Source organism: Moorena sp. SIO4E2 (assembly GCF_010671945.1).
GTDB lineage: Bacteria > Cyanobacteriota > Cyanobacteriia > Cyanobacteriales > Coleofasciculaceae > Moorena > Moorena producens.
Genome location: NZ_JAAHIE010000235.1, coordinates 1 through 10,813, shown reverse-complemented (window position 1 = coordinate 10,813; position 10,813 = coordinate 1). Strand labels below are relative to the sequence as shown.

At 43.9% G+C, this 10,813-nt stretch carries 8 protein-coding genes; 2 read left to right on the top strand and 6 right to left on the bottom strand.

The window, feature by feature from the left end; translation table 11 throughout:
* Positions 1 to 444: 444 nt before the first annotated feature.
* The 4 genes from F6K37_RS21840 to F6K37_RS21825 form a co-directional block, all read right to left on the bottom strand.
* On the bottom strand, positions 445 to 1,248 hold the full coding sequence (locus tag F6K37_RS21840; protein WP_008189298.1) for a hypothetical protein: 804 nt from the start codon (positions 1,246 to 1,248) through the stop codon (positions 445 to 447).
* A 19-nt stretch (positions 1,249 to 1,267) separates the two neighbouring features.
* Positions 1,268 to 1,507, bottom strand: coding sequence for a group II intron maturase-specific domain-containing protein (locus tag F6K37_RS21835; RefSeq protein WP_229414744.1), 240 nt, complete (start codon positions 1,505 to 1,507; stop codon positions 1,268 to 1,270).
* A gap of 412 nt (positions 1,508 to 1,919) precedes the next feature.
* Positions 1,920 to 2,165 carry a DUF4278 domain-containing protein gene (locus F6K37_RS21830; RefSeq protein WP_008189294.1) on the bottom strand — a complete coding sequence of 82 codons (246 nt, stop codon included), beginning with the start codon at positions 2,163 to 2,165 and terminating at the stop codon, positions 1,920 to 1,922.
* 1,032 nt (positions 2,166 to 3,197) lie between these two features.
* Positions 3,198 to 5,645 (bottom strand): GH116 family glycosyl hydrolase, encoded by a 2,448-nt coding sequence (locus F6K37_RS21825; protein WP_287252114.1) that lies wholly within the window; start codon positions 5,643 to 5,645, stop codon positions 3,198 to 3,200.
* Positions 5,646 to 5,896: 251 nt separating this feature from the next.
* Here F6K37_RS21825 and F6K37_RS21820 point away from each other — a divergent pair, with 251 nt between their 5' ends.
* Complete coding sequence (locus F6K37_RS21820; protein ID WP_287252113.1) at positions 5,897 to 7,759, top strand: S8 family serine peptidase; 1,863 nt, start codon at positions 5,897 to 5,899, stop codon at positions 7,757 to 7,759.
* 67 nt (positions 7,760 to 7,826) lie between these two features.
* Positions 7,827 to 8,342 carry a hypothetical protein gene (locus F6K37_RS21815; protein ID WP_287252112.1) on the top strand — a complete coding sequence of 172 codons (516 nt, stop codon included), beginning with the start codon at positions 7,827 to 7,829 and terminating at the stop codon, positions 8,340 to 8,342.
* A gap of 104 nt (positions 8,343 to 8,446) precedes the next feature.
* On the opposite strand, the gene F6K37_RS21810 is transcribed toward F6K37_RS21815, so the two are convergent.
* Positions 8,447 to 10,483: an ABC transporter ATP-binding protein gene (locus F6K37_RS21810; protein WP_287252110.1), complete on the bottom strand. Its 2,037-nt coding sequence runs from the start codon at positions 10,481 to 10,483 to the stop codon at positions 8,447 to 8,449.
* 142 nt (positions 10,484 to 10,625) lie between these two features.
* On the bottom strand, positions 10,626 to 10,813 hold a 188-nt coding region (locus F6K37_RS21805), incomplete at its 5' end, for a glycosyltransferase (protein ID WP_502709581.1).

Here is a 10,813-nt window from a genome sequence, read left to right as displayed (position 1 = left end):
AGGGAACAGCGGATCAACGGAACAGGGAACAGGAACCAACCCCTAACCCATCCCAGGAGGGGAATAGGTAATAGGGAATAGGGATGCGCTGCATCAATACAGGGAATCAAAGTCAAAGAATACTGTACCTCATAACTGCGATAAACGCTATAACCTAAACAGAACTTACCCCAAACTGCGTACCCTCATCTCTACGTAGTAGTAGAGTAGAGTGCCTGATTAAGGCACCCTACAGGTAGAGTCACTGCCCAATATCATGTCCGGGAGCATCGGTATTGTAAAGGTTGGGTAATTGGTAATTGGTAATTGGTAATACCAATTTCATCTCGCCATCTTCCTACTCCCAGCTCCGAAGTCCCAGCTCCGAAGTCCCTACTCCCTACTCCCTACTCCCTACTCCCTACTCCCTAAAACCATTGAGAACTACTATCAATGAAATTGATATTACGTCATCCCAACCCGTTTGGTTCTTAGAGTAACATTAACCCCTTCAGTGGATTGCTCCAATACTAATAATGGCGTTGGTTTTGCCTTTTGATCCCAACGCATGCAAACAATACGTCCTTGAATTGTTGGTTGCCAGGTATCATTGTCCGCATCTGGACTAAGAAATGTTTCAATACAGTCAATAATTTGGCTAACGGTTGCCGAGGTGCGTTGAGTGGGTAATTTCATTAACTTAACTTGAATGCGGAAAAGCACTCCCACACTGCGTTTACCTCGAATTTCAGTCTCGTACTTAACATCAAATATTTCATTAATTTTACGACCTGACGTACTAGCAACACCGATAACATTTCTAGAGTCTTGAGTAGGTCGTAATGCTATACTGATTAACTGTTTTATTCGAATTTTAATTTGATTGATAACTCCAAAGTGGAATACCTCTTCTTCCATTCGCATTCTGAGGTAGTCCAGATTAAATTCCCGCGAGTGAACCAAATCGGGATTGGATTCCATTTTCCGGATGGTATTAAGCGCCAGCTTTAACTTTTTTCGGAGATCAGCAGTTTTATACTGCTCCAATTTGAGCTTTTTGTCCTTATCCTTGAATTGCAGCTTACCATACACTACTAATCCAATCACCACTAAAGCTAGTCCAATAGACACAAAAATCCAATGATTCAAATTCCCCAGTTGCCCAGCAGACCCAGACGTATTGGGAATGGTAGATGGAGGTGAGGATGCAATTTTCACAGGTACAGAAACCTCAGTCCGTGATTCTCTGAAGATGAGATGATGGGACATAATCACTATCGAATAAAACTCAAAACCTCTTAACTATAAGGAACCAGAGAGAGTGTCTTACACTGTCAATTTTGCCGGAGCGGTGATCATTTCGCCATCCTCTTACAATTGGTGCAAGTTTTTCTGCCTTAATCTTAGCTCCATAATTCGAGTTGTTGACGATGTTTTTGACTTTCTTTTGGAACCCTTTGTGCTTCTCCTGAGAAGGAGAGCTACGGAAATTTCCCTTGTCCGGTGCAGGGGTGGAGCTTCCAGCCATATCCATCCATCGGTTATTAGTTTCGATTAGTTAGTCTTTGGGTACTAACCTATATCATAACCTGGTGTTCGCCACCAGTTTCTAGCTATAAGGAGGCGAACTAGCTCAACCAATCATCCAGAGGTTTTCCTCAGCAGAAGCGTCCCAAGGATATAACGGGCTTTCCCCACCCCTACGGGAAGGCATCCAAAGCATCTATAGTATTGTGCCAAGTATTGTGGCAATTTGGGTAAGCCATTGAAGCCTTTTGCATGAAAGCCTTTTGCCTTAGTTTAGTAATAGTGTTGCTATCGTGGATTACCCAAAGCCCAACTTAAGGAACAATTTCAAGATACTCTATAGCTTATGTATGTAAGCATTCAGCTAAGGCCGATTGGCGCTATAGCTGATCTGGGATAAGGCAATAGCTTAGCTATTTAGAACAAGGATGCTTTGCTCCGTAACGTTGCTTAGTAAAATCAATCGGTTTACCCCAAACAACGTGGAGATAATATGCCCCACGATACTTTAATTTACCGATAGCTTCCGGTAAAAGCACACCGTTGAGCTTTGGCTGTCGCCAACGGACACCACGATACTTACCAACAATTTTTTCGGATTTCATCTCAAAATTTACCGGATCATTTTCATAGGTAATACCACGGTAAGTGAATTTCATTATTTTATCCTCTTAATTGTTTGTTATATCTGTAATTGATCACTCCAAGTCAGAGCCTATACTTAGAGAATGCCCGAAAGTTAGACTAACGGAACAGTAAGCATTCAGCCTAGAGCTATCAGCTATCCGCTGATTGAAGGTTGTCCAAGATAACTCATGTACTCGCTCCTCTCAGGAAAATTTCTAAGTTTTGCTTGATTGAAAAACTGACGGATTTTGTGCTGATAGCTCAATGCTTACAAGTAACAAATCTGGTTGACTGACTTTACTCCTAAAACCCTTGATTTTATGTAGAGAGCAGTTGAGGAGTAGCGAAACCAAAGCAAATTATTGCCAAGGTTGGTTTCACTATGTTAAAATAATCCCTGGCAGAGAAAAAATCACTCAACCAGGTAAAAAATTTACCGAAACAGCAATAAAATTGGCGTTGCTGAATTAAAGAATGAATGCGCGATTATCTGGTTTTATGACAGCCCCCTAAATCCCCCAAGCGAGCAATCCCTCGCTTGGGGGACTTTGAGAGTTTTGTTCCCCCCAAGCGAGCAATCCCTCGCTTGGGGGGCTAGGGTGTGTTTTCAAAGTTTTCCGCAAGATATTAGATCCCCCCCAGCCCCCCTTATTAAGGGGGGAGCCATACTCAAAGTCCCCCTTTTTTAAGGGGGATTTAGGGGGATCTCGGAGTTTGAAGACACGCCCTAGGGGGGCAAAACCATACCCAGAATCAGCAACGCCATAAAATTAACTATCATCCTGACGGTGCGCTTTCCAATGGGCGAGTAAATCCCCCTTGGGTCGCACCGCAAGATCCCCAAGCTGCTGTAGCTTGGACTATCAATCAGGCTTGCTCCCTTAGCTACCTTCTTATTGCTAAGTTCATCATCAGGACATTATAAAATTTGGCTATAGGATTTTCCGTTGAAAAACCAGCGATTAGGGCATCTTGCTGATAGTGTGGCAGTACGTTCCCGTAGCGGCTCCAAAGGAGCATCGCATAACTAAGGGTACATAACCCCCGCCATTACCTGTCTTTTTCTATTTGGTATTATCCTTAAGGATTAAATAAACTGCCCAAATCCCCATGGCTCGCAAATAGTGACTAGCCCGGAATGTCCCTGCTGCTGTAATTGCTTCTGGTGTCCTAAATTGCAAGCCATGATCGTAAACCTGCCTCACCACTGCTTCAGTTATACGTAAAGCTTCATCTTTCATGCCTTGCTGAATCAGAAATGCTGCTAATCCAAAATTAATTCCTGTCCACACTTCCATCGGATGAGTGGCATCGGGATCTTCTGGTGTGCCATCGGGTCTGACTCCATTAACTGCTCCGAGTTGACCCTGATGGAACTTTAAAAAACAGGCATCATAGACAGTCTTGAGGGCTGAGAGAGTACACTCTGGTGGCACAATATCCGGTAATCCCAGTAACTGAGCATAAAATTGACCACACAACTGGTCTGCCATCACCACATCTGAGCCACTTTCACTATCTAGTTGATAGTACTGCCCATTCCACAGCTTTTCTTGATAAATTGGCATAGCTTGTGCTAACCACTGGCGATAGCAGTCAATGGTGTCTTGAATGGAATCTAGCTCAGGTACTTCTACGAATGGGGATGTTGGTGGATAATTTTTGGTCAGAATTTCTCCAATTGCGATCGCACTCTCCAAGGCCGCTAACCACAACCCCCCACAATAAGCACTTACTCCCTGCAATCGCCAATCATCAAAGGTCTGATCTGGTGCGCCATAGTTTTCTGGTATCCCATCTCCGTCTTGGTCAAACCTCTTGAGATAAGCCAGTGCCTTGACAATGGATGACCAGCACTCCCACAAAAATTCTATATCTGTAGCGCTATAGAAAACAAAATCCCGATAGACTTGTAAAACAAAGTCACTGGCTAAATCCTTCCACTGGTTACAATCCTGGTAGCTAGTATAATTAGTTTGTTGCCAAGGATGCTCATTAGGAGCTCCTAGATCATGGGGAGTAGCATCCGCAATTTTACGTACAGCTTGAGCTTGGTTGTATCCAATAATACGCAGTGTTTCATCGCTGGTCGGGATAGCTCTGGCAAAGGCTTCTAGCACCGCTTTATCCAGTTTCGGCCACAGCATTGCTAGGGCAAAAGAACCATAGAGCCGCACATCCAGGCTTTCGTACCAACGGTAATCTAGACATTCTAATACACCAAACTGTCCAATTGGGTCAAGTTCAGTTGCTGCTGTCCAGAGAGTACCGCCATCCGTGAGCAAGTACAGCTCATTAAACAAGGCCATCTTGAACCAATTCGGTAAATCTTCCTGATTTAAAATCGGTTCTTGCCATGATTCAATTTGTTCTCGCCACAGATCATGGTGCTTGAGAGCAGTGCGCACCATCGGCCAGCCATTATTACCGTTGCGTCCAAAAAAGTCCGTGTATCTCCGGTAATAGTTAATACCTAATTTAAATTCCGTCACCGGGAAGTCCCAAGCCAGGATAAAGGGAATTTTGCGGGTTTTACCTGGACGAAGAGTGAAGCGAATTGCGATCGCGCAGGCAATTTGTTCTCCTGGTGCCGCTGGGGTTTCATCTTGATGGTCTACCAAGCTACCATCCGTAGCAAAGGTATCCCAAACCTCAGCACCATCACCAACTGGATTCCAGCGACCGTGGTAGAACACCTCCATACTGGGATTAGTAACTGTAGCCAGGCACAATTGCCCTTCCCCTTCTTTAATATCATCCCCCAGTCTCACCCGGTCTAGAACAAATCCGACCCGATAGTGATCCACAATCCACTGATTCAAATTCCCGGTACTATCTCCCCACCGAGGCTGGTACTCATACACCGGACTACCATCATCCCTTACCCGCACCTCGGGATTTTTAATCCCATTGGTAAACCAACCCACTATATTGTGCCAAGTGAGCATGATGCTAACGGTAATCGGGGTATCAGTAGGGTTGTGAGCCGTCCACTCAAACACCGCCACCGGGTAACTACTTTCCTGATAACATCCTGCCCAAATCGGAGAAAACTGCTCGCAGGTTAGTTCAGTCTGAAAGACATTTTGATAGGTAAACCAACTGCGAGGATACAAAGCATGGTAGTGACCAGAAACCTCTGAGCTGTTTTCCTCACCTTTGCCTTGGGTTGGATACCATTGCCAAGAGCCTAGCTTACCATCCTCTGGTGGTTGAGTGCATAAAGCATAAGCCATCGGCTGAGAATGCTCTGGTTGTTCAAATACACTAAATTGACAACCGGGGAGGCTTTTAAAGATGTGTTCTCCCCCATCCAAGTGCCATAAATTAAAATCTCCTCGGGGAGAGCGACCAATACAACCAGCCCCAAATCCCCCCAAGGGCATCCCATGCCAGGGACCATCATCAAGATTACTTGGGTAACGGACAGTATAAGGGTTATCCCAGCCTAGTCCTAGGGGACGTTGCCAGCTACACTCAGGAATTTTTGGCCGTGGTGGTTGATAGATCATTCCCTGATTTGTTGTAAATGCTCACATAACTATCGATTAACTATCGATCAAGCTAAGACTTTATTGTAAACATTTACAACAAATCCAGCGAGCTTGGTGTAAAAATCATGATCTTCTCCAGATAGATCAATAGAGCAGGATCACAACATGTTGCTAAGTACTATAGCTGCTGTAGTAAAACTTGACTGTTTCAATAGTCCTGGTCTGTAAATTCAAAAAAATTTCTCTAAGTGATCGCGAGGGAAAACAAAATGGTAACGAGAAAAAGCTTTTTCTTGTTGACGGGAGGTTTGCTCATTTCCTTAATGTTCCCGTTAATGGTAAAGGGTGAGGGCCAGCAAACCATCAGTGGTGAGTTTTACAATCCTTACCAAGTACCGGTAGACCGGGCTAACACTATCAATTCCGTGTTCATTCCTAAGACTGGTTCGTTTACTGACTTTAAAAGCAGTGTTATCCCAGACCAGAATATCTACAAGGTGAACTTTCCCATAGAAAAGAAACCTGACATAGGTAAACTTGGCCCGACTTCAAAGATCAGCCCAGCCCTAGAGCGGTTGCGCCAGATTAAGAGACCGAGTGATGATATTGAGGTGATTGTTACGTTCAAAGAAGACCGGCGAATTCCCCTCATGCCAGAATTAGGGCAAGGGGAGAAGCGTGGAGAGCGAGGTACGCGACGTCACAAGGCGATTGAAGAGCTCAAAGCAGCAAGAACTAATTCCCAGTTGACTCTAATTAAAAAGAACCGGGCATTCCGTGCATTTAAACCAACTGAACACTTTTGGATCGTCAATGCTGTGGCTGGAAAGACAGAGATTGGCAAGATTAAGCAATTAGTTGAATCCCAAGATGTTGCTTACATTCAACCAGTAGAAGGAGGGGAAAAGCCACCGGACTCCATTAGCAACAACGATGTTGATGACGGTAGACGTCTAATTGTATCCGATCCCTACTTCAATCTGGGACTAACTCAACCTTGGATTGGTCTTCTGGATACTGGAATCAGACGCACCCATGTCCTATTCAACTCCCCAAGTAATATTGCCTTAGTACGAGATTGTGTTAACGGTGGTCCAAACTGCAACGATACCTCAAACCCTGGCTACGACCCTTTTGATACTTTCTGGAATCACGGAACTAGCTCTGCCGCCATCATCAGTGGTAACAATCGATTGGGAAATTCCTATCGGGGTGTAACTGGAATACGGCTAGACAGTTGGAACATCTATAGCAACCTTGGTCTTAATACCACCGCCACCCTTCGGGGCATTCAAAGAGGAATCGCTCTGTTTGACAAAGTACTTGTTGGAGAGATTCAAGCCAACGAGTCGGAAACAGGAACAATCGCCACTGCTGCTGATAATGCTTATGATGCTGGTGTGATCTTTGTATCTGCTAATGGCAACTTCGGACCTAGCAGTAGCACAGTTCGTTCTCCGGGAATTGCTCACAAGGTAATCGGAGTCGGCGGCTTCATGACAACTGATCAGACCCAGTACAATAGCCAGGGTCGTGGTCCAGCTACTGATGGTCGCTACAAGCCAGATATCCAAACTCCCACATTTAGTGAAACCGCTAGTAACGTCTCCGACAATGCTCTGAGGGTATTTGGAGGAACTAGTGGGGCAACCCCTTACGCCGCCGCTGCTGCTATGCTTTCCCGCAATTGGCTCCGACAGTTCGGAACATTTGATAATGGTCAAACCTACGCCTTCATGATTCTTTACGGACAGAATCCCTATCCCTATAACAATACAGAAGGTGCTGGTCCTCTAAAGATGGCAACTAATGGTTGGGCAAATTGGGGTAAAGTAGTAGTAGGCAACGGAACGACTATTGACATTCCAATTAATGTAGCTGCTGGCAAAAAAGATTTTGATGGTGCACTTTGGTGGCCGGAATCTGCATCCCAGGCTCACAACGACATTGATATCCACCTGATTGATCCCACAGGAACTGAAAGAGCCAGGGGTTTCTCAGCTGTGAGTGTATTCGAGCGAGCACAGGTTTCCGGTAGTCTGACACCCGGTACTTGGAAGATTCGGATTCGCGGATTTAGTGTCCCCACAGGCTCCCAGGTGGTTTACTGGGCATCCCACATCCGTAACTAACCCGTAACTAATAGCAGATAGCACTAGCCTATAGTACTAGCACATAGTATAGAGGAAGATGAATGTTATGCAAACAAATTATCGGATCCTACTCATAGCAATCATCTTCCTGGGCGCTGGTTGTCTTGGATGTGAACTGGGCAAAACCACTCCAGACGGTTTGGCAACCGTCTGGAAACCTTCAACTACACTATTGAGAGTATCACCAGTATCACCTTGGTACAGGCGATTGGTCAAACCTGACGCTCTCTCCCTCACCCAAGCGAGTATGGATAACGACAGACAGACTTTAACAATTTTTGCGGAGAAACCCTTTTACCTTGAACGACCAGAACCTGAAATAACTTTGACAGGAGTTTTGCAATCATCGCCTGTTCGGGTTGGTCCCAATACACGAGATATGCCCTTAAAGCTTGAAACTCAAGCAGAAACCCTGAGTGTTTACGTCACCAGCCGTGAAGAAGAGATATTGGATCGATTTGTTAATCGCAAGGTGAGGGTGATTGGTAAGCGAGTTGACCAGCGTGCAGAGGGTTATGGCTTCGAGATCTGGATTGGCTCGATTAGTACAAATGATGATTAATTATCTAATAAGCATTCAACTGATCGTTGATAGCTGAATGCTTACAAACCGATTACCGATTACCAATGACCCGACAATTTTATGTTGCATCCCTTTTTTACAAATCAGGCTGTTGATTGTATAGTTGAGCTTTCTTCTAAATACTCCAACGTTTTAAGCAGACGAACTGCTGAGTTATAGGCTTCTTCAGTTAATTCATGACGTTCCTGAGCGCTATCAACTAGGTCATTCACCACTAACTGCAAGCAAACAATCATTGGGGTCAGGTGAGTTCGCACTTCATGGGAGGTCTTGACTAACTCCTTTTTTACGACATTTTTCACCTCTCCATTGCTATTGTGCTCAAACTGCATCTTGTACAAACGAGAGTAGTAACCTTCCTTCTTAAGGAGTTCCTCATGGGTGCCAATCTCAACCACTTGCCCTTTGTCCATAACCACGATTTGATCAGCTTTTTGGATCGTAGACAGTCGGTGAGCAATCACTACCGTTGTGCGATCGCGACAGAGTTCATCAATAGCTTGTTGTACTAGCCGTTCGGAAACCGTATCTAAGGCACTGGTTGCTTCATCTAAAATTAAAATATCTGGATTCCGCAGCAGTGCCCGGGCAATGGCCATGCGTTGACGTTGTCCACCGGATAAGAGTACACCGCGATCGCCTACTTGGGTATCAAACCCTTGGGGTAATTGAGTGATAAATTCATAGGCATTGGCTCGTTTCGCTGCTGCAATAATATCTGCCTCGGTAACATCTTTCATTCCATAAGCAATATTGTTGCGCACCGAATTATTAAATAAAAATGTATCCTGACTGACAACCCCCATAGCTTGTCTGAGGGAACGGATATCGTACTCCCTCAAATCTTTGCCATCGATGGTGATTCGTCCTTCAACTGGGTCATAAAATCGTGGCAACAAATCTGCCAAAGTTGATTTACCGGCACCAGAAGCACCCACCAATGCCATAGTAGTGCCTTTGGGAATCGACAAATTCAGGCCATTGAGTACCAAATCCTCATGACCAGGATAGGCAAACGAGAGATTTTCAATGCGAATTTCTTGGGATAGCTTCGTGTAGAGATTTTTGCCATTGGTCATGATCGGTTTGTTGTCTCGCTGCAAAAAATCAGCCACGATTGCTGTACTAGCAGACACATTAGCAAACCGACTTCTTTGCCCATTCAACTGACTGATTACTGGTAACAGACGGAATAGTAAGAATAAATAAATCCCCAAAACAGTAGATATCGCTTCCAGTTCTTCTGCTGAACTATCTTGCAACAGGAAGTTTTTGCCCACAAATACGATAGCTAAAATTGCCAATATTCCCGAGACTTCATTGATGGGATTAATTGCTGCAAAATTAGCCTGGGATTGAAATTCAGCCTGTTCCCGTTCATCAATAACTTTTTCAATCCGTTGATATTCATCTTGTTCATTACTAACTGATTTAATTAACCGAATACCCGTTAATATTTCTAGTAAGGCTCCTGAATATCCTCGGGATTTTTCTGATAGAATTTTACCAAATTTCTTAGAGCGCTTAACAAAAAATTGATTAATAATGAATACGCCCAATAATAGAATACTTGTTGCAATAGTGAGTTGCCACGAAATCGAAATTAGAATAAATACAAATACAGAAATGGTGATGATAGTCGTAAATAATTGAATAGCAATTTTAATGGCATTAGCGGCTCGACCAATTTCTTGACTAATCCGATTTATAATATCACCAATTTTAGTCTTAGCATAAAAATCTAGATCCACATCCAGTAGTAATTTTATCCCTTCTTTACGAAAGGTATTAATTAATTTTTTGGATAAATGGGTAGACACTAAGATATTGACATAGTTAGCTACATTTTTCAGGACAATGGCTAAGAGAACTACCAGTACCATGAGCAGCAAGCGATCGCCCCCTTCAAAGCCCTCAAAAAGAGCCATGGTTTTCTGAATGATAGGCGGTGCTTTGCTTAACTCTAGTTTCTTTTGACCTAAAAATTCCAGCACTAACGGCACAATTATGGTTGTACCGACACTATTAAACATGGCACTGGAAAATCCCAGCAGGACAGTCAATACAATCAAGATAGGATGGCGTAGTGCGTAGCTAAGGAGTAATCGATTAGGAGACATGATTACTGTTTTTTTCTTGTTGAGTGTTGACTGTTGACTGTTGGTATAGGGGAAGACTTACTGGTGCTCCATTCAAGCATAAACAGTCAACAAAAAAGCTGTTAGTTAGTGAGCAAAATTATATGTTGAACAGCTTAGCAGATTATAAATCAGCAATAACATCTGCAAGAACTGCCGCCATGGCATCAACACTATGGTACTTCACACATAGCTCCCTGGCTTGAAGTCCTTTATGATTGGCAACATCTAGATTCTGAAATATCTGTTGAATCCCCTCAGCTAGTTGTTGTGGCGAACTAGGCTCAACCAGATAACCGGTATCACCTAAAA

What these genes read in the sequence shown, in the direction of transcription:
- F6K37_RS21840 (WP_008189298.1), bottom strand. Translation starts at nt 1,248, where the DNA reads ATGTCCCATCATCTCATCTTCAGAGAATCACGGACTGAGGTTTCTGTA.
- F6K37_RS21835 (WP_229414744.1), bottom strand. Translation starts at nt 1,507, where the DNA reads ATGGCTGGAAGCTCCACCCCTGCACCGGACAAGGGAAATTTCCGTAGC.
- F6K37_RS21830 (WP_008189294.1), bottom strand. Translation starts at nt 2,165, where the DNA reads ATGAAATTCACTTACCGTGGTATTACCTATGAAAATGATCCGGTAAAT.
- F6K37_RS21825 (WP_287252114.1), bottom strand. Translation starts at nt 5,645, where the DNA reads ATGATCTATCAACCACCACGGCCAAAAATTCCTGAGTGTAGCTGGCAA.
- F6K37_RS21820 (WP_287252113.1), top strand. Translation starts at nt 5,897, where the DNA reads ATGGTAACGAGAAAAAGCTTTTTCTTGTTGACGGGAGGTTTGCTCATT.
- F6K37_RS21815 (WP_287252112.1), top strand. Translation starts at nt 7,827, where the DNA reads ATGCAAACAAATTATCGGATCCTACTCATAGCAATCATCTTCCTGGGC.
- F6K37_RS21810 (WP_287252110.1), bottom strand. Translation starts at nt 10,483, where the DNA reads ATGTCTCCTAATCGATTACTCCTTAGCTACGCACTACGCCATCCTATC.